19 protein-coding genes, 1 other RNA gene and 1 pseudogene are annotated in these 19003 nt (G+C 40.3%); 8 read left to right on the top strand and 13 right to left on the bottom strand.

Going from position 1 to position 19003, the window contains the following annotated elements; translation table 11 throughout:
• The first annotated feature begins 738 nt into the window (after positions 1-738).
• The 3 genes from arcB to mtgA all read left to right on the top strand — a co-directional run bounded on the left by arcB (position 739) and on the right by mtgA (position 4704).
• On the top strand, positions 739-3084 hold the full coding sequence (arcB, locus tag D3222_RS07295) for an aerobic respiration two-component sensor histidine kinase ArcB (protein ID WP_118985568.1): 2346 nt from the start codon (positions 739-741) through the stop codon (positions 3082-3084).
• Positions 3085-3320: 236 nt separating this feature from the next.
• Positions 3321-3974: an isoprenoid biosynthesis glyoxalase ElbB gene (gene elbB / locus D3222_RS07290; protein ID WP_118985567.1), complete on the top strand. Its 654-nt coding sequence runs from the start codon at positions 3321-3323 to the stop codon at positions 3972-3974.
• Between the two features lie 4 nt (positions 3975-3978).
• Complete coding sequence (mtgA, locus tag D3222_RS07285) at positions 3979-4704, top strand: monofunctional biosynthetic peptidoglycan transglycosylase (RefSeq protein ID WP_118985566.1); 726 nt, start codon at positions 3979-3981, stop codon at positions 4702-4704.
• A gap of 131 nt (positions 4705-4835) precedes the next feature.
• On the opposite strand, the gene dolP is transcribed toward mtgA, so the two are convergent.
• The 4 genes from dolP to D3222_RS07265 all read right to left on the bottom strand — a co-directional run bounded on the left by dolP (position 4836) and on the right by D3222_RS07265 (position 8228).
• Positions 4836-5411 (bottom strand): division/outer membrane stress-associated lipid-binding lipoprotein, encoded by a 576-nt coding sequence (gene dolP, locus D3222_RS07280; RefSeq protein ID WP_118985565.1) that lies wholly within the window; start codon positions 5409-5411, stop codon positions 4836-4838.
• Positions 5412-5421: 10 nt separating this feature from the next.
• Positions 5422-6012 carry a DnaA initiator-associating protein DiaA gene (diaA, locus tag D3222_RS07275; RefSeq protein ID WP_112878876.1) on the bottom strand — a complete coding sequence of 197 codons (591 nt, stop codon included), beginning with the start codon at positions 6010-6012 and terminating at the stop codon, positions 5422-5424.
• 24 nt (positions 6013-6036) lie between these two features.
• On the bottom strand, positions 6037-6411 hold the full coding sequence (locus D3222_RS07270; protein WP_118985664.1) for a YraN family protein: 375 nt from the start codon (positions 6409-6411) through the stop codon (positions 6037-6039).
• 74 nt (positions 6412-6485) lie between these two features.
• Entirely contained in the window at positions 6486-8228 is a 1743-nt protein-coding gene (locus D3222_RS07265) for a penicillin-binding protein activator (protein ID WP_118985663.1), read from the bottom strand.
• Positions 8229-8291: 63 nt separating this feature from the next.
• Between D3222_RS07265 and rsmI the strand changes: the two genes are divergently transcribed.
• Together rsmI and rnpB are read left to right on the top strand one after the other, a co-directional pair.
• Positions 8292-9158 (top strand): 16S rRNA (cytidine(1402)-2'-O)-methyltransferase, encoded by an 867-nt coding sequence (rsmI, locus tag D3222_RS07260; RefSeq protein WP_118985564.1) that lies wholly within the window; start codon positions 8292-8294, stop codon positions 9156-9158.
• A gap of 77 nt (positions 9159-9235) precedes the next feature.
• Positions 9236-9611, top strand: an RNA gene (gene rnpB, locus D3222_RS07255) — RNase P RNA component class A.
• Positions 9612-9653: 42 nt separating this feature from the next.
• On the opposite strand, the gene D3222_RS07250 is transcribed toward rnpB, so the two are convergent.
• Positions 9654-10355, bottom strand: a complete 702-nt coding sequence (locus D3222_RS07250; RefSeq protein WP_118985563.1) for a pirin family protein — start codon at positions 10353-10355, stop codon at positions 9654-9656.
• Between the two features lie 110 nt (positions 10356-10465).
• Between D3222_RS07250 and D3222_RS07245 the strand changes: the two genes are divergently transcribed.
• Together D3222_RS07245 and D3222_RS26635 are read left to right on the top strand one after the other, a co-directional pair.
• Positions 10466-11362, top strand: coding sequence for a LysR family transcriptional regulator (locus D3222_RS07245; RefSeq protein WP_118985562.1), 897 nt, complete (start codon positions 10466-10468; stop codon positions 11360-11362).
• Between the two features lie 597 nt (positions 11363-11959).
• Positions 11960-12085, top strand: a pseudogene (locus D3222_RS26635) (helix-turn-helix domain-containing protein); the annotation flags it as partial.
• A gap of 42 nt (positions 12086-12127) precedes the next feature.
• Here D3222_RS26635 and D3222_RS07235 read toward each other — a convergent pair.
• From D3222_RS07235 to D3222_RS24990, 8 genes are all read right to left on the bottom strand, one after another.
• Positions 12128-12898: a hypothetical protein gene (locus D3222_RS07235; RefSeq protein WP_118985560.1), complete on the bottom strand. Its 771-nt coding sequence runs from the start codon at positions 12896-12898 to the stop codon at positions 12128-12130.
• Between the two features lie 98 nt (positions 12899-12996).
• Positions 12997-13335 (bottom strand): hypothetical protein, encoded by a 339-nt coding sequence (locus D3222_RS07230; protein WP_118985559.1) that lies wholly within the window; start codon positions 13333-13335, stop codon positions 12997-12999.
• A gap of 1376 nt (positions 13336-14711) precedes the next feature.
• Positions 14712-15107, bottom strand: coding sequence for a DoxX family protein (locus tag D3222_RS07220; RefSeq protein WP_118985557.1), 396 nt, complete (start codon positions 15105-15107; stop codon positions 14712-14714).
• Positions 15108-15325: 218 nt separating this feature from the next.
• Entirely contained in the window at positions 15326-15580 is a 255-nt protein-coding gene (locus D3222_RS07215) for a YqjK-like family protein (RefSeq protein ID WP_118985556.1), read from the bottom strand.
• Positions 15573-15974: a phage holin family protein gene (locus tag D3222_RS07210; protein WP_118985555.1), complete on the bottom strand. Its 402-nt coding sequence runs from the start codon at positions 15972-15974 to the stop codon at positions 15573-15575. The genes D3222_RS07215 and D3222_RS07210 overlap by 8 nt, the downstream gene beginning before the upstream one ends.
• Before the next feature lies 1 nt (position 15975).
• Complete coding sequence (locus tag D3222_RS07205; protein WP_118985554.1) at positions 15976-16281, bottom strand: DUF883 family protein; 306 nt, start codon at positions 16279-16281, stop codon at positions 15976-15978.
• Between the two features lie 194 nt (positions 16282-16475).
• On the bottom strand, positions 16476-17147 hold the full coding sequence (locus tag D3222_RS07200) for a DedA family protein (protein ID WP_118985553.1): 672 nt from the start codon (positions 17145-17147) through the stop codon (positions 16476-16478).
• Between the two features lie 383 nt (positions 17148-17530).
• Entirely contained in the window at positions 17531-17746 is a 216-nt protein-coding gene (locus D3222_RS24990; protein ID WP_157975303.1) for a hypothetical protein, read from the bottom strand.
• A gap of 89 nt (positions 17747-17835) precedes the next feature.
• Between D3222_RS24990 and D3222_RS07195 the strand changes: the two genes are divergently transcribed.
• A complete protein-coding gene (locus D3222_RS07195) occupies positions 17836-18798 on the top strand; it encodes a TerC family protein (RefSeq protein WP_118985552.1) in 963 nt (320 codons plus the stop codon).
• Positions 18799-19003 lie beyond the last annotated feature (205 nt).

Genomic DNA, 19003 nt, shown 5'->3' with positions numbered 1-19003 from the left:
TCCCAAGGTTCTGTCCGACTCTCACAGAAACTCACAGACATTTGTGAGATTAATATTTTTTACTGGCGTCTGAATTGCGCCCTCAATCAACCACCACTTGTTTATTTGTGATAAACAGGTGGTGACTTAAATGATATTGTGTCACTGCATAATTATGGTTCAGATGAGAATCTGACAGATGATTTCCAGTGACTTTCCAAGTTAACTAGAAATATAAATCAGGTCAAATATCACCGGGATAAGATAAGGACAGGTGATGATTAAAGTTAATATTATGATTTATAAGTGGAAAAATTAACATTAGTGTTGTGTGATATAGATCATGTTAGGATTTTAATGTGATTTATATCACTAATATTAGTGTAATATCTGTTTTGTATATGCTGTTAAACTTTTATTTATTAGATTTAAAATCTGACTAATATTAACTTTTAAGAATTAATATGTATTTTTGTTTCTTTATAAGAATAAAGTTTTATCTTTTTGGGGGATATTAAAAGAGTAAAAAGCATTTTATGCTTATTTTATCAATGTATTTGATTATTTATTCATGTTTGGATTGTGCGAAAAGACCGGCCGGAGTAGAAAGCCAGAATAATGTTTGGGAAGTCATAACTAAAACTATTAAATAATACTATTGTTTTACCAGGTCAACAATTTCTGTTATTCCTTCAACGAAGTGGCCGGTTTTTTACGGTATGATCCGGAGTGGTCATATTTAACGGGAGTCTTTATGAAATGAAGCTGCTCAGGGGCCTGGCCCAATATTATGTTGATTTAATGATGAAATTGGGGTTAGTGCGCTTCTCATTACTGCTTGCATCCGCACTGGTCGTTCTTGCCATGGGTGTACAGATGGTAGTCACTTTTCTGCTTCAGGGAGGAGTGCAAAGTATTGATTTAGTTCGCTCAATCTTTTTTGGTTTGTTGATTACGCCTTGGGCTGTCTATTTTCTTTCGGTTGTTGTTGAACAGCTCGAAGAGTCCCGCCAGAGATTATCCAAATTAGTTGAAAAGTTGGAAGTTATGCGTCAGCGTGATCGGGAACTTAATCAGCAATTAAAAGACAACATTATTAAGCTTAATCAGGAGATCTCTGAAAGAGAAAAAGCTGAGCAGGCTCATCTAATATTGTTGGATAAACTCAAAGAAGAGATGAAACACCGTGAGCAGACGCAGATTGAATTGGAACAGCAATCTGTATTGTTGAAATCTTTTCTCGATGCCTCTCCTGATTTGGTCTATTACCGTAATGAAAATAATGAGTTTTCTGGTTGTAACCGGGCGATGGAATTGCTGACGGGTAAAAGCCAGAAACAACTTGTCGGGCTGACACCAAACGACGTTTATGACAAAGAAGTTGCTCGCAAAGTAATGAAAACCGATGAAAAAGTGTTCCGTCATAATGTTGCACTCACTTATGAACAATGGCTGGTTTATCCCGATGGTCGAAAAGCCTGTTTTGAGCTTCGGAAAGTCCCTTTTTATGATCGGGTAGGCAAAAGGCATGGGCTTATGGGATTTGGGCGCGATATAACGGAACGTAAGCGTTATCAGGACGCTTTGGAGAATGCAAGTAGGGATAAGACGACTTTTATCTCAACGATTAGCCATGAGCTTCGTACGCCTTTAAATGGCATTGTTGGTTTGAGCCGTATTCTGCTCGATACTGAGTTGACGTCTGAGCAAAATAACTATCTGAAAACGATTCATGTCAGTGCTATCACGCTGGGTAATATTTTCAATGACATTATTGAAATGGATAAAATTGAACGGCGTAAAGTGCAAATTGATAATCAGCCGATTGATTTTACCGGTTTTATGTCCGATCTGGAAAACCTCTCTGGGCTGCTGGTCCAACCGAAAGATATTAAATTTGTAATGAACCCAGAACTGCCACTGCCTGCCAGAATCATCACGGATGGTACTCGCTTGCGCCAAATTCTGTGGAACTTGATTGGCAATGCGGTGAAATTTACGCAAAAAGGTGAGATTAATGTTCGAATCTGGTACGAAGAGGGAGAACGTTTGCTGTTTGAAGTCACAGATACGGGGATTGGTATCCCACATGATGAGCTAGAGAAGATCTTTGCGATGTATTATCAAGTAAAAGGCAGTCATGGTGGTTGTCCAGCAACGGGAACCGGTATTGGATTGGCGGTATCCAAACGTTTGGCTCAAAGTATGGGAGGGGATATTGTGGTGGAAAGTGAGCCGGGACAAGGTTCTCGATTTACACTGTCTATCATTGCACCTGCTATGGAAGAGAGTCTTTTATGCAGAGAAGATACAGAAGATTGCCCACTTCCGGCTTTGCATATCTTATTGGTAGAAGATATTGAGCTGAATGTGATTGTTGCTCGCTCTGTATTGGAGAAGTTGGGTAACAGTGTAGAAGTCGCTATGAATGGTAAAGATGCGCTAGAGGTGTTTAAGCCAGGAGAGTTCGATCTGGTACTGCTTGATATTCAGCTACCCGATATGACTGGGTTAGATATCTCCCGGGAATTAAGTCAGCGATATGCCAAAAAGGATCTGCCCCCACTGATTGCACTGACAGCAAATGTCTTAAAAGACAAAAAAGAGTATCTGGATGCAGGTATGAATGGTGTGTTGAGTAAGCCGCTTTCTGTGAATGCGTTAACCGCCATTATTGAACAATATTGGGGGGAACAGTCCGTGCATCATATGCAGCCGGAAGAAGAGGAGTCAGGATTGATGAAAAAAGATGAAGATTTACTTGATACAGAAATGCTTAACCAATACATCGAGCTCGTTGGGCCTCAATTGATTCGCAATAGTCTGAGTGTGTTTGAAAAGATGATGCCGGGTTACTTATCTGTTCTGGACTCAAATATGACAGCTAAAGACCAGAAAGGCATTACGGAGGAAGCGCATAAGATAAAAGGTGCTGCGGGATCGGTTGGATTGCGTCATTTACAGCAACTGGCCCAGCAGATTCAATCACCTGATTTACCTGCATGGTGGGATAATGTTCAGGAATGGGTTGATGAGTTAAAGCAAGAATGGAGAAACGATACGGAAATTTTAGGGGAATGGTTGGCAGGCGCTGAAAAAAAATAACCCCAACCGAGGTTGGGGTGCGCGAATACTGCGCCAACACCAGGGAAAACTTTTTACCCGCCTATCTAATGCATCTTTGTTGCGGCGAGTAAATGGGGAATTCTCCGTACATCATACAAGTACCAACATAGCAAAGATAAGATTTTTTGTTACAAGATTCATTAAAATCTGTGATGAAGATTGGTGTTTAACCCCCTAAAGGGTTAAGCAATAATCTACTACAAATGGAGTGAGGTATGAAATCAGTTGCAGTTGTCTTAAGTGGATGTGGTGTCTTCGATGGTAGCGAAATTCATGAGTCAGTATTAACTCTGCTTTCTTTAGACCGTTTAGATGTTAAAACGAGCTTTTTTGCTCCTGACGAACCACAACTTCATGTTATTAATCATATTAGCGGCGAAGAAACGGGCGAAGAACGTAACGTCCTACAGGAATCTGCCCGTATTTCAAGGGGAAAAATTAAGCCTTTATCACAAGCAAATGCCGATGAATTTGATGCCCTGATAATTCCTGGGGGATTTGGTGTTGCAAAGAATTTATGTGACTTTGCCGTTAAGACAGTTGATTGCGAAATAAATAAGGAATTATTAAGTTTGGTGAGGGCTATGCATAAGCAACATAAACCAATGGGATTTATGTGCATTGCGCCTGTTATGTTGCCAAAATTACTTAATAAACCGGTGAAACTAACTGTCGGCAATGATCCTGAAACGATTGCGCAAGTAGAGGCAATGGGAGGAGTCCATATAATTTGCAAGGTAAATGATGTTGTTGTTGATTTAGAAAACAAAATTGTGACGACACCAGCCTACATGCTTGCTGAATCTATTTCTCAGGCGGAAGAGGGAATTGATAAACTTGTCAGAAAAGTATTGGAAATGACTGAGTAACTGGATGCGAAATCCTTTTCAATTTTTATGGTACTGGCTTAAAAAAATCGTAATCTCAGTTATTATCTTATGGATAGTTTCTGTTGTTGCATTTTCATTTTTGCCAGTACCGTTTTCTATGGTTATGGTTGAGCGCCAGATTAGCGCTTGGTTATCAGTTAATTTTTCTTATGTGTCTCGTTCTGGCTGGGTAGGGCAAGGGCAAATATCGCCAAATATCGCATTGGCTGTTATTGCCGCGGAAGATCAGAAATTCCCACAGCATTGGGGATTTGACTTTGATGCTATCGAAAGTGTACTTGAGCGTAATCAAAATAACTCAGGAAGACTTCGAGGGGCTTCAACGATTTCTCAGCAAACGGCCAAAAATTTATTTTTGTGGAATGGGCGTAGCTGGTTAAGAAAAGGGTTGGAAGCCGGGATGACCTTTGCCATTGAACTGGGATGGTCAAAAAGTAGAATTTTGACTGTTTATCTTAACGTAGCAGAATTTGGTGATGGCATTTTTGGTGTTGAAGAGGCATCCAGACACTATTTTCATAAATCAGCCACTAAATTGACGGCATCAGAAGCGGCTTTACTTGCTGCTGTATTGCCTAATCCACACCGCTATAAAGTTAACTCACCTTCGGCTTATGTCTTACAGCGTCAGCAATGGATTTTGCGGCAAATGCGGTTGTTGGGTGGGGTGAGTTATCTTGAGAAAAATGGGTTAATGAAAAATGATTGAAGGAAGAATGAGAGGTTATTTAGTTTGACGTGGGATGATGAAACGGGTAAAACGCCAGCGCCAAAAAATGACGCGGGCTGATACCTGAATGTTTGACAGATTTATCTTGTCATCACCTTCAATCAATATGTTTAATTTAAATAAGTAAATGCGGTTGTTACCCGCTTAACACCGTTAGTTTCGCTGGCAATTTTCGCTGCGGCGTTACCCTCTTGTTTGGTCAGAATGCCCAGTAAAAAGACTTCGCCATTTTCCGTAACGACTTTTATGTTAGAAGACTTAACCGAGTCACTAGCCAGGATTTTTGAGCGTACTTTAGTTGTAACCCAGGTATCTTTAGACGCAGTACCTAATTCAACAGGTTTCCCCTGACGAATTTCATTGTAAACGGTGTGTGCTCCATCAACACGTGATGCTATCTGTTTAGCACGGTCTAAAAGGCTTGAGTCTGGGCTTTGACCTGTCAGTAAAACTTTTCCTTGATAGGCAGTAGTAATAATACGGCTTTGCCCTTTGAGCTGCTTATCTTTGTTAAGCGCATTACTGACACGGGCTTCGAGAGTACTATCGTCAACCTGTTGACCAATAGTGCGTGGATCGGTTGCGGTTTTAGTCGCTACGGCAGCAGAACTGACCACGACCGCACCAATACATCCTTGTAACATTACAGCAGCACAAATCGTAGCTAATAGGGAGAAAAATCGCATTATTGGCTCCTTAGTCATCCTGATGGGGAAAGAGTGTATTATCGATTAAGTCACACAGGCAGTTAACTGTTAGCATATGAACTTCCTGAATTCTGGTGCTGCGATGAGATGGAATTCGAATCTCCACATCTTGTGGCCCAAGTAAGCCGGCAAGCTCACCACCATCATAGCCAGTAAGGGCGACAATTGTCATATCGCGGGTTACGGCGGCTTCAACGGCTTTAACAATATCACGGCTATTACCATGCGTGGAAATTGCTAATAACACATCTCCTGGCTGACCTAATGCCCGTACCTGTTTAGCATAAATTTCATCATGCTGTTTATTGCTTGAAATCGCGGTAATGACCACATTGTCTGCGTTAAGTGACAATGCAGGCAGGCTTGGGCGCTCAGTTTCAAACCGGTTAATCATATTGGCGGCAAACCGTTGGGCAGTCGCTGCCGAGCCTCCATTACCACAGCAAAGGATTTTGTTACCATTCAGTAATGACTGAACCATCATCATTGCCGCTCGCGAGATAGCATCAGGTAATGCTTCCGCGGCTGCAATCTGAGTTTGAATACTTTCTGTAAAACAGACTTTAATTCTATCCAGCACGTTTATAACCTACTCAGTATCATTTTAACGAGTGAACTCATTTTGATTGAAGGCATTTTGCAACCATTCAAATTGTTGACCAGTAATAGCACAAATATCAAAGCGACAAGAAGAGGTTTCAAAACATTCACCTCGTTGAAACAGCCATACTGCGGCAGCGTGTAGTAATTTTTTACGCTTGCTACGGGTGATTGTCACCAATGCATCTCCATATTGTCCTGATTTGCGAAAACGGACTTCAATAAAGACCCAAGTTTGCTTGTCTTTCATAATCAGGTCAATTTCACCGCCGTGAACTTTCACATTTGCGGCGATAAAAGATAATCCTTGTTTTTGTAAAAACAACTTTGCTTGCGCTTCATAGTTGCGTCCTAGCAAATAACTTGTCGGCTTTTTTATTTTCTTTTCATCCTGAAATGTGTCATTTGAATTGAAAGGCCGCTTGGTGACAAGCGGCAAATGACTTAACTTAATTAAATAGCCGTGATTTGGCCTTGATGATATTGCATCCATGAGAGCTGTCGGAAAATGGTGCAGTTTTCCTGAACAGATAGCACCCCGGAAGCACCATTGAAATGGAAATCACGTTGAAGCTGAACCTGGCTGAACTGATTTGCTAATGACCAGGCATCAATACCCATAGCGTAAAGGCGCATCAAAGAGTAATCATTTGTAAATTTACTGGCTGCTTGCTGCATCAGTGGCAAGTTAGCACCGGCGATTAAGGGAATATCACTGAATTGCATTCCTTCCATTTCCAGGCGGAAATCGGGACCGACGCCAGCCTGATTACTGCGGGAACTTGCGTAAAGGGCGGGCTTATCGCGGGAACTGATTGCCATATCAATCATTGTCTTAATTAGCGTCAGTTCATCCAGGGTAGAAACAATATAAACCGCATCCACTGAGCCGCCAGTAGAAGTAGGAACAACATCGGTGTTTATCAGGGGGATTTCCAGATCACCAATAGCGATGGATGTAGATTGATTGCTTGTGACATTGACAGTTGTTCCGGTTAAGCGAATACCGGTACCTCTATTAATCAATTGTTTCAGTTCGGCGGAAGAGCCAAAAGTTTGTTGCAGAACAGTATGTCCCCCTTGTTTTTGCCATTCCTGTGCAAAGGCTTTGGCAATGCGGTAGCCAAAAGTCCCTCTGGGGACCAAAATCAGAGGATTCTGTTTCTGTTGCCGCCAAATATGTTCTGCGGCATTTTTCGCTTCATCTTCTGGTGACAAAGAAAAATAGCAGATATTAGAGTGTGGTTGAGCATTGTCTAACTCATTGAGTACTAGCATGTTTAATGCAGTATTTATCTGAACGAGTTTAACCACATCTGGCTTAAGTAACGGCCCGACAACTAAATTCACGCCGTCCTGCTTAGCCTGAATAAATAAGTTTTCCAATGGCTGGCTTGCTGTGTCATAGATTTTGACCTGTTGTGTGTTAATCGGCGCATTGGCTATGACAGGTGTTGTCTGAGTGGTGGGTGTCGCTGAGTCTATGGGCGCCACTTCACTGGGGGACATATCGGAAGAAACCACGCCATCTGACGCACTATCGCTGTCAGCTATAGATAAATTTTCCGGGTTTTCTGTTGGCAATGATGGATTTGGTAAACCGGCCTGAGCATCAAGAAAACCTTGGCGAATGGCTTCACCGAATACTTTTGCTTGACCACTTAATGGCAGGAACAGAGCAATACGGATATTCGTATCTTGCTGTTGGATGTCTGACTGTTGTAACTGAGTTGGGAGTGACTGTGCGGCAGGGTTTTGTGGATAACGAATTTTCCAGTCACGGATAGCTGCCTGTAGTTTGTCAGAGTCCTGTTTGTTATCCTGATAGGTACTGAGTAAGTCCAGCCAGCCTTGCAGAACATTTTCATCAGCGTTGATGACCAACCCACGGCGCTCTTGTGGTGAAAGACGGGTCAGCATTTGCCAGGTATCATCAATATTTTTTTGATGAGCCGCACTCTCTTCCAGAAGTGGTTCCTGAGCGATATAAGCACGGATGACATCAAGAGAAGGTTCTCCATGAGCGGCATCAATGATGGATTGATAACGGGCGATTTCTATACTGATTTTGTCCTGAATTTGCGAAGGTTGTTGCCCCTGTTGGTCAGGTATGGTGCATCCTGCGATGATCATGACTGCCAGCATGGCTGAACAGACTAAACCAGTTTTGATACGCACAAAAATTGAGGAAAGCATACTGTATCCAGCGATGTTTTTTTCAAAGATGCTCAATTTTAAATCGGCCATTCGGATGAAACAATGAATCAACCTAATCGAGCAGTGGTTACGACATCCACGCTATATGTTGTGCCAACCCCCATTGGAAACCTGGGTGATATCACTCAGCGTGCGCTTGAAGTTCTTGAGCATGTCGATCTGATTGCAGCCGAAGATACGCGACATACTGGCTTGTTGCTTCAACATTTTGCCATTAATGCACGCATGTTCGCACTTCATGATCATAATGAACAGCAGAAAGCAGATCAATTAATTACAAAACTCCAACAAGGGCAAAGTATTGCATTAGTTTCTGATGCAGGAACGCCCCTGATTAATGATCCTGGTTATCATGTGGTTCGCCGTTGCCGTGAAGCCGGTATTCGTGTTGTCCCACTTCCAGGGCCTTGTGCGGCGATAACCGCCTTGTCTGCGGCTGGTTTGCCATCAGATCGTTTCTGTTACGAAGGATTTCTGCCCGCAAAGCGTAAAAGTCGGACAGATACTTTACGGGATTTGCAACAGGAGCCACGCACATTAATTTTTTATGAATCCACTCATCGTCTGATCGAAAGTTTAGAAGATATGGTTGAGGTGTGGGGAACTGAACGTTATGTCGTTCTGGCGCGGGAATTAACAAAAACTTGGGAATCCATTCAAGGGATGCCAGTGGATGAACTTTTGGCGTGGGTTAAGGAAGATGAAACCCGTCGTCGTGGTGAAATGGTATTGATCGTTGAAGGCTATAAAAAACCGGATGCCGATGTTTTGCCTCCAGAGGCATTAAGAACGCTGGCGCTTCTTCAACAAGAACTGCCATTGAAAAAAGCGGCTGCATTGGCAGCAGAGATTCATGGTGTGAAGAAAAATGCACTTTATCGTCATGGGTTGGGACAGAACGAAGAATAATGGCAATTGTTGATAAACAGGGCAGATAATCAGTAAACGCCTATACATCGTTAGGTAAACCCCTTATAATCCGCCGCGAAGTTGACTAGACAGTCGCTGCTTTATCATTGTCCTTTTGGTCGATAGGTAGAGGAGAGGAAAGTCCGGGCTCCACAGGGCAGGGTGCCAGATAACGTCTGGGGGGTGAAAGCCCACGACCAGTGCAACAGAGAGCAAACCGCCGATGGCCTACTTACGTAGGATCAGGTAAGGGTGAAAGGGTGCGGTAAGAGCGCACCGCGCGGCTGGTAACAGTCCGTGGCACGGTAAACTCCACCCGGAGCAAGGCCAAATAGGGGTTCATTAGGTACGGCCCGTATCGAACCCGGGTAGGCTGCTTGAGCCAGTGCGTAAGTGCTGGCCTAGATGAATGATTGTCCACGACAGAACCCGGCTTATCGGTCAACTTCACAAATTTAGCCCCATCAGGTTAACCTTGATGGGGCTTTCACTTTTTTAAGCAGCCAGCTCAATTAACAGCCCCTGGAATTCAGTATCTGCTTTTAAAACCAGACGACTTTCTTCATGGATAAAAGCGCCATCTCCGCATTTAATCAAATTGTTATCCTTAGAATTGCCTCTTATTTTTATATTTCCATTTAGGGATTGCAGATAGGCATTTTTTCCCTTCAATTGCAGATGATGAGATTGATTTTTATTAAGGAAAATATGATTTACCCACACTTGCTGACGTAATTGCATACTGCCATCTTCCGCGGTTGGAGAAGCTAGCATAGCCAATGGTTGTTCTGGTAACTCCATTCGTTGCAATGGTAAGCTTTCCTGCTGAGGAAAGGCATTCAGCCAAAGTTGCAAGCGCGTCAGTGGCTTATTAGTACTGGCATTATGTTCACTGTAGCTGATGCCTTGACGAGTAGAAAATAGTAAACATTCTCCTCTGCGGGCTCTGATGTAGTTGCCTTCGCTGTCACGGTATTCTGCTTCACCTTGTAGAATAATATTCAATATATCCACATGTGGATAGGATTTAGGTTGGAAAGCGGCTTTGGGGGCGATGACTTCCTGATTGAGTACACGTAGCGCACCATAACCTAAGAACTTAGGGTCAAAATAGTGACCAAATGAAAATGTATAACGAGCCTGTAGCCAACCATAGTCAGCTTTCCCACATTGTTTTGCTGTTCTATTTATAATCATGATGGTGGTTACCTTAAAAAAACACACACTAAGAATAGTAATTATCTGGACGGCGAAATGTTAGCCAGTTAATCTGGTCAGCATATTCAAATTTCCTGATTGAGAAAAATATGAGCAAAGAACGAGCGCTTACACTGGAATCTCTCCGGGTCATGGATGCGATTGACCGGCGGGGAAGTTTTGCTGCGGCCGCTGATGAGCTTGGCCGTGTTCCTTCCGCACTTAGCTATACGATGCAAAAACTGGAAGAGGAGCTAGATGTGGTGCTGTTTGACCGTTCGGGTCACAGAACTAAATTCACCAATGTTGGTCGTATGTTGCTTGAGCGTGGACGTCAATTGCTTGAAGCTGCTGATAAATTAACGGCTGATGCAGAAGCATTAGCGCGAGGTTGGGAAACTCACCTGACAATTGTTTGTGAAGCATTAGTTCCGGCTTCTTCATTATTCCCGTTAGTAGGTAAGCTTGCTCAAAAATCGAATACTCAGTTCTCTTTATTGACTGAGGTTTTGGCGGGTGCATGGGAGAGGTTGGAAACTGGTCGAGCGGATATTGTTATTGCACCAGATATGCATTTTCGCGCATCGGCAGAAATTAATTCACGTCAGCTTTACAGCATTACCAATGTTTATGTCGCTAGCCCTGATCATCCTATACATCAAGAGCCGGAGCCTTTGTCTGATGTCACGAGGGTGAAGTATCGTGGTATTGCCGTGGCAGATACAGCGAGGGAGCGCCCGGTATTAACGGTTCAGTTGTTAGATAAGCAACAGCGTTTGACAGTAAGTTCTCTGGAAGATAAACGCCGTGCTCTCTTGGCCGGGTTGGGCGTCGCTACCATGCCTTATCCTATGGTGGAACAAGATATTACTGAGGGGCGTTTGCGGGTGATTGGCTCTGAATACAGCCATGATACAAATGTCATTATGGCATGGCGACGAGACAATATGGGGGAAGCTAAATCCTGGTGCTTGCGGGAAATTCCTAAATTGTTTGTTAGTCGGTAAGTAGAAGCATGTAAAGTAATCAAATTACGAAGCCTTCTTATAATAAAGTCAGGTGTACTGAAAAGCATGGTTCGTTGATTACTTAAAAAAATATGAAGTTATGGCATAAAGAGTGCGAAGTCGAATAAAACTTTTGTGATGAAAAAGCTAATAATTTGGTTTTGGCCTTATGGGTAGTTGGTCAATAAGACAATGCTGTATCAGGGCCAGTATTATTTATAATTAGGTATTGTTTAATAAAATTGCACAATTCTCCCCCTAAATTCTCGTTGCCTAAATTCTCATTGATAGTGTAGAGAAATTTTAGGATTAGGGGGAGATGGATAGCAAACAGTTCATGGAGCTGCTATTTCTCAGGTTGTTCTTGCTTTTGTATATACCTGTTATCTTTCAAGTTGCTTCTTTGTTGGCTGCATTCGTTCACCCCAGTCACATAGTTAGCTATGCTCCCGGGGATTCACTCCCTTGCCGTCGCGATGCATCTTGAAATCCATAGGGTATAGACTCTTTTCGTTACAGTCGGTTTGGTACGGTTTTGAGATTATTCACAAATCGACTGGGTATAATATTCGGGTGCATATTGAGTAAAAGAAGCTTTTTGAGCAGGACTTCGAGCATGTTCGTCATGTGTACAACTGGGTATTAGCCGAGAAGAAAAAACATGACAATGCTTTTTCCTTTGGCGAGAAAGATGCTTACTATAGCAACTGCTCGCCCTTCTGAAAAATTGTACTTATTAGTCGAATCCGTCTCTATTTATTATTTTTAGCTAGATGCATTTTTTACTTTATGATAGTCACTGATAAGAGTATCAGTATTATCATATGTGACAGACCAGCTCTTTAGGTCAATAATTGTATCATGTTTAACGTTTTGTTTCTTCTTCTTATAATCACTTATTCGTAGTCTCCAGTCTATTCCTAATACCCCAATTCCGTCACCCATATTTCTTTCTGGATCATAATTCTCTATTAATAAGAATAATTTTGTTCTATGCCCGGAGTCATAGTTTTTGACATTGTCATTGTTAACTGAGCTCAGGAGATTAGTTAGAGCAGACTCCATATCTTTTTTGTCCAGAGGGTTTACTAGGGTCTCAGAAGCTCCCTCTGCAACTTTGATAAAGGCTTTTTTCACTGCGTCTACGTCATCGTATCTTTCTTGTGTAGAGGGGGGATTATCTTCATCCCCCCCAAATTCTGCTTTACAATTTTCACGTAACCATTGGAAGTTTTCCCATGCGCCGATATAAATTAATTGCTCTTTGTATCCTAAGGCACCTTCTTCAGGTGACCAATTAGCGTTGGATGTGTGTACTAAATTGCCATTATTATATTCCCCAATTGTAAATGCTTGTGTACTTCCTGTAATCATCTGTTTTCTTACGTCCTCAATATATTGTTCGAGTAAGCGTTCATCCGTAAGTTCACATGTCAACCCAATAGCAGTTAATTGTGCCTTTAAGTCACTTACAGATAGTTGGTCTGGAGAGTTTTTTATTAACTGCACATTTATTTTTTTACCATGAATAGTCATAAATTTTCCGTTATTATTCTATGGGGATTAAATGTTGATTTAACAATGCACTATAAGTGCATTGATTAATGTGAGCTCTCTTTTTCTAGCTTGGCATTTTAGGGTTTATAAATTAATTCAATGCCTCTTAAATTGCCAAGTCTTACGCAAATGTTAACTTCTAATGCATTGAGATAAGCATTATGACTTATATCATAGAGCCCATAAGTACCGTTGCCCTCTATAATATCGGGGGTTAGATATGTATCATACCATTGCCCTTCTACTAATACATTCATGGCAGGTCCATTTCCATTTTGGTTGCTTGTAATATTTATACTGCTTATAGATGTATTAGTAATTAATTTACCGTCGCAAATATCTTTTAGTTTTCCTGCTCCGGTAGCATAAAATGGCATTAAACAAATAATGGTATAAGCAATTGAACTATATTTCATTTGTCTTCCTTATTCGTTTACTGTATGAAGAATTCTGTGAATTATCTAGTATACCCTTCATCTTTCAAGCTGCTGCTTTCACTCACCCCAGTCACATCGTTATCTATGCTCTTGGGGATTCGTTCACTTGCCGCCGCGCTGTAACTCGAAATCTATTAGGTATATAAGTATTTTTTGTGAAATGAAAACACAATTATTTAATCTTCAATACTAATTATTGGCCTACGTTACTACCAATATTTTTAATGAATTTCCTATTGCTTAAATGATTTTCTAATGTATATAGTTATGTGTCAAGTTGTTTCTTTTTGTTTTTTGTGTCGATTGATAATATTCCTGATTTATCCCTCTAAACACGTCTTGTTATTTTTTTATCCAATAATTATAGGCTTTTTTAATTCTATGCTGTGATTTAAAAAACAACCGTTTTTTTAAACCGATCATCTTAATATTATTTTGCAGGGGAAGTGTTTTTAATTTAAGGTGATAATGTTAATTTTTTATTATTTCATTGGCTGGAATATAAAGAAGGGTAATTATGTGAAGAAAATGTATTAATCATGGAATTAAATAATAAAAATGTGTGAGTTTTAATTTTAATCTTTATATAAATAAACATTCGACATTGTAATAGTGATGATTTTTTATGGAATAATAAATTAATTTAATTGTAATAAGATAATTAGAGTATAAAGGTTATTTTTTAAATGTGATAATATCTGATTCATGTTAAACTATATTAATGCCTATTTGCGCATGTGATTTCATTAATATATATTTATTTTCCAATTTTATGTAAGTAAATAAAGTTAATTTAAATGATTATATTGTGATGGAATTTAATAGAGTCAATGAACATAGTATTGCCGCTATTAATTTATGGTGTGATGATAATGCGTTTTTACATTTTTAACTATATTTTACATGATTTGATTATTGTGATTAAAAAATTGCATTGGATTAAATAACCTTTAAATATATTTTGGTTAATTGTTATTTATTTAAATTATTATTGTGGATATTAATTATATTTATATTGATGATCCTATACTCTTTATATTAATTTCTTAAGGGTATTTTTAATATATTAATTTATTATCGAGCATGGATTTAACTATTTCCCACTGAAAAGTGAGGTGGTTATTTATTTTGATAAAATAACTATCTTACAAAAGTGACTGTGATTCAATAAAGGTTGGGTCTATTGACTAAAGTAAGCCGAAAGATCTTCCAGATCCTCCGGATTACTATTTATCTTTAGGCTCAATATTGGATAGTTTGCTGATAAAATCCTTGAGCAAGAATGGAATTTTGATCGTTTCGCCTTTTACCTGAGAGCTGTTATTGCTTAGATTCAGAACAGCCACGGCAGGGTATTACCAGTTTCTCTTCATCAGGCGATCAATACTGAATTTACCTGGGCCTGTGATAGCCAGTAACAGATAACCTCCTCCGATAGTCAGGTTCTTAAGAAACATAGTCTGGTTCATCCCTTCAGCAAAATTGCTGTGGAAAAGTACGGCGGTCAGAATACAGAAACCAAAGGTAAATAACGCGGTGGTACGGGTTAACAAACCAAACAGAACTGCCAGACCACCACCTAATTCAAGTAAGATCGTCAGTGGTAATAGAAAGCCAGGGACGCCCATGGCATTCATATATTGTTGAGTACCCGCGTAGGAATCACCTAATTTTCCATAACCTGCAACGATAAACAGAATTGGCATCAAAATGCGAGCCAGTAGCAGGGCACTATCTTCAAATTTTTTCATTAACAACCCCTAAAACTCAGAGAAATAATAATAGTTTGTTTGATGATTAACTTGTATCAACTCGAAACAGCACAATTTGTTAATCATTAACGGATGGAATGTATATTAAAGGTAGGTGAGCTTAGTTGTAAGCAAGGATTATTAACAATTTTATACAAAGTTTTTGAATGTAGGTAGCTAAAGTTATCATCAATGAAATATATTATGAAGAATTATTTCTATTTCAATATTCGAATGATGTGGCGCGACAAACGATAAAATTTCATAGGATGACGCAGGCCATATAAAGAGATAGTACGGATTGCGAGCCGCAGATAAGGTTCTAATGACAAAAGCTTTTTCCAGCTTTTGTCATAAGGTTCAGTGAGGCTCTTCCAGAGCTGTGTATTGTTGGTGAGTTCGAGGCGTTGTAGTTGGATATTTCTCATTATTTGCTGTTTTTTTAGCTTTTTTTTCTGACGTTGTTTACTCATTACTGTGATCCTCCAACATTTCTCTGTCTATCTTTAATTGCTCACGAGTTGCACTAAGTAATGTTGAATTTCGCGCTTTCCTGATGGTCCATATCAGGCCGATAAGCGCCAGAATGAGTAGTGTGCCAGTGGTACTAGCCAATACAATAAAGCGCCAACTAGGATCGATAGCCCAAAAAATCATAACAAGCAGACACATAAGGCCGAAAGCGGTAAGCAGTAGTGTCAGACTGGCTATGACGATTATCTGTATCAAAGTGGCTTTTTCTTTTTCCAATTCAAGAACGATCAATTGCAAACGAGTTTCTATTATCTCGATAACTACAGCGGCAATGCGTTGGAGAATGTCAAGGACCCCTTTACCGGGGCCTTGAGATTTGGATGAGTTGATCATATTAGCGTTTAGCTAACACTACACCTAATATGGCACCGACAACAGTACCAATACCGATGCTTACCCAGGGTTTATCGTGAACGTAGACATCAGCACGGCCCGCCATATCTTTTGTTTTCTTGACAACCATATCACTGGCATTACTGAGTTTAAAACGAGTATCTTTGATGACTTCCTCTACTTTGCCGCGAAGTTCTTCCAGCTCGACTTTGGATTTATCACCAGAGCTTTGGATCACTTCTTCCAGTGTATCTGCGAGAGATTTTAGTTCAACGTGTAGATCTTCAGTAGTTTTGATCTTTGACATGTAGATTACTCCTTAATGTAAGGTGTGTGTATTTGACTTAGTCAGTTGCTTTTCCTGATGCCGGAAAAGACTATCATTAAATATAGCTTATATTTGGGAAGGTGAATAAAAAACATTAGCATTATTTCACTATTCTGCTGCAAACGATACTTTTATCTGCAGCAGGGAGGGATATTAGATTTTATCGGAATTAATTACTTTTTTTGAGGGGATTGGCAAGTTTTTTTACGCCATACAACTAACAAACTGCCGCTAAAACCAATAATGAGTAAAGCAAGTGGTAGTAATATCAGGAAATTCATTACCAAGTCTTCATATTGACGGAAAATGGGGGTCTTACCAAATGCGTAACCCAAAGAGGTAAGGATAATGACCCACAGGAAGCCACTGAGCCAGTTAAAAAACTGGAAACGACTGTTTTGTAGACCTGTCAGCCCTGCAAGTGTTGGCAGGAGGGTTCTGACAAATGCGAGGAAGCGGCCAAGAAGTAAAGCTGACAGGCCGTGGCGGTGAAAAAGATTGTAAGCTCTTTGGTGATAATAAGCTGGAAGGTGAGAGAGCCAGCCTTGTACTGTCTTGGTATTTCCTAACCATTTTCCTTGGAGATAACCAATCCAACAACCTAAGCTTGCTCCGGCAGTTAATACTACAATCGTTAGAGGGAAACTCATTGCATCTTTGGCAATCAATACGCCAACTAGTATAAGCAGGCTGTCTCCTGGTAAAAATGCAGCGGGAAGGAGGCCATTTTCAAGGAAGAGAATTAAGAATAGCATGATGTAAATGGCCCATAATAGGGATGGGTTGGCCAGAGTTTCATAATCCTGGTACCAAAGTGCATATATAAGTTCTTTTACTATTTCCATCAGGTGTTCCTAAAATGCCTTTGTTCGTTCATCCTGAAAGCATGAGGCTAAACCGATTAAATTACATCCTATTTTATGTTATTTGGTTGGTTTTAATGCCTTTTCACTATTGAAAAAGGCAAATGACGCAGCCTGTGCCACTGTAACAAAATCAGGGGTGACTAAACAGAAAATTTTGGTGATCAATTGAACGTTCATTAAAATAGGATAAGAAATGGGTCTATACCTAATAGATTTCGAGTTGCAGCGCGGCGGCAAGTGAACGAATCCCCAGGAGCATAGATAACGATGTGACTGGGGTGAGTGAAAGTAGCCAACAAAGCAGCAGCTTGAAAGATGAAGGGTATATGAGGCTGGCTTATTAGGTTTCTTGCATTTACTAACTACTGACTATGAGTCAATATTTTTTCGGTGATAGATTGATTCTTGTCTGAATTTGATTTATTTTTCACCGCAGCAAAGGGGAGTAACTTCCTTGTCGGTTTATCGTCATTACGATGCAACAGCATCCGGTAGCCGGGCAACCTTGAACTTATACCTGATGGTACATTTTCTGTGTTGTAAGTGAGACCTTGCCAGAAGGCGAGGGTTGCTTGCAATACATCCATATCCACGATGTGGGGAAGAAATATAGCAGCGGCTGGCGTCTTCTGAGACTTCAGCCGTTTTTGTTTATGAGAGAAAGAAAATGAACTCTGTGGGTAGTCCTATCTTATGGGGAAGTTTCGCTGTTTTAATGACGATTATGTTGCTGCTGGATCTATCCTTACAGGGGCGTAAGAAAGAGCAAGCAATGTCATTTTGTCAAGCTGCTGTCTGGAGTGTAATTTGGGTAAGTTTGTCGCTCTTATTTGCATTAGGATTATGGTGGTATTGCAGAGAAACTGTGGGGGGCGCTGTTGCTAATAGTCAGGTAATGGCTTTTCTTACCGGGTATTTACTTGAGAAAGCACTTGCTGTTGATAACGTGTTTGTTTGGCTGATGTTATTCAGCTATTTTGCCATTCCGGCAAATTTACAACGTCGGGTGCTTATTTACGGTGTCTTAGGTGCAATTGTGCTGCGTACCGTGATGATCTTTGCAGGGAGTTGGCTGGTTTCTCAATTCAGTTGGATACTCTATCTGTTTGGCATCTTTTTGTTGGTTACCGGCGTTAAGATGGCGTTGGCAAAAGAGGATGATTCCCCGATAGGCGATAAACCTTTTATCCGTTGGCTAAGAGCGCATATTCGTATCACTGATAATCTTCACGGAGAACGTTTCTTTGTGAAAGAAAAGGGTTTGTTATATGCGACTCCACTAATCTTGGTCCTGATTCTGGTTGAAATTAGTGACGTTATTTTTGCGGTAGACAGTATTCCTGCTATTTTTGCAGTAACTACAGATCCTTTTATTGTTTTGACCTCTAATCTTTTCGCTATCTTAGGATTACGTGCGATGTATTTTCTGCTGGCAGGGGTGGCAGAGAAATTTACAATGCTGAAATATGGTTTATCAGTCATTCTGGTATTTATCGGTATTAAAATGCTAATAATGGATTTTTATCATATTCCTATGGGGATTTCTCTGGGAACTGTGGCGAGTATTTTGACAATAACAATGATTATTAATGTTTGGGTAAATAAGTACAAAATTAAAGAGATCCAGTAATTAGGTAACTATTTTTTAACAGATAACCATATCTTTCTTGAATGGGAAGATATGGTTTCTTCTTGTCTTAAATTGCTGCGAAATGGTTAAACATAAAAACAAATAATTGTGCTTTGTAAATGTATAAATTGCCGTTTTGATCACACAAATGTGAATGTATTGTTAATAAGTGCTGGTGAGGTTGTATATTTTAACTATCACAGCT

The organism is Photorhabdus sp. CRCIA-P01 (assembly GCF_003545805.1).
Lineage (GTDB): Bacteria > Pseudomonadota > Gammaproteobacteria > Enterobacterales > Enterobacteriaceae > Photorhabdus > Photorhabdus antumapuensis.
The sequence above is the reverse complement of the archived record's forward strand: the minus strand, read 5'-3'. Positions and strand labels throughout refer to the sequence as shown.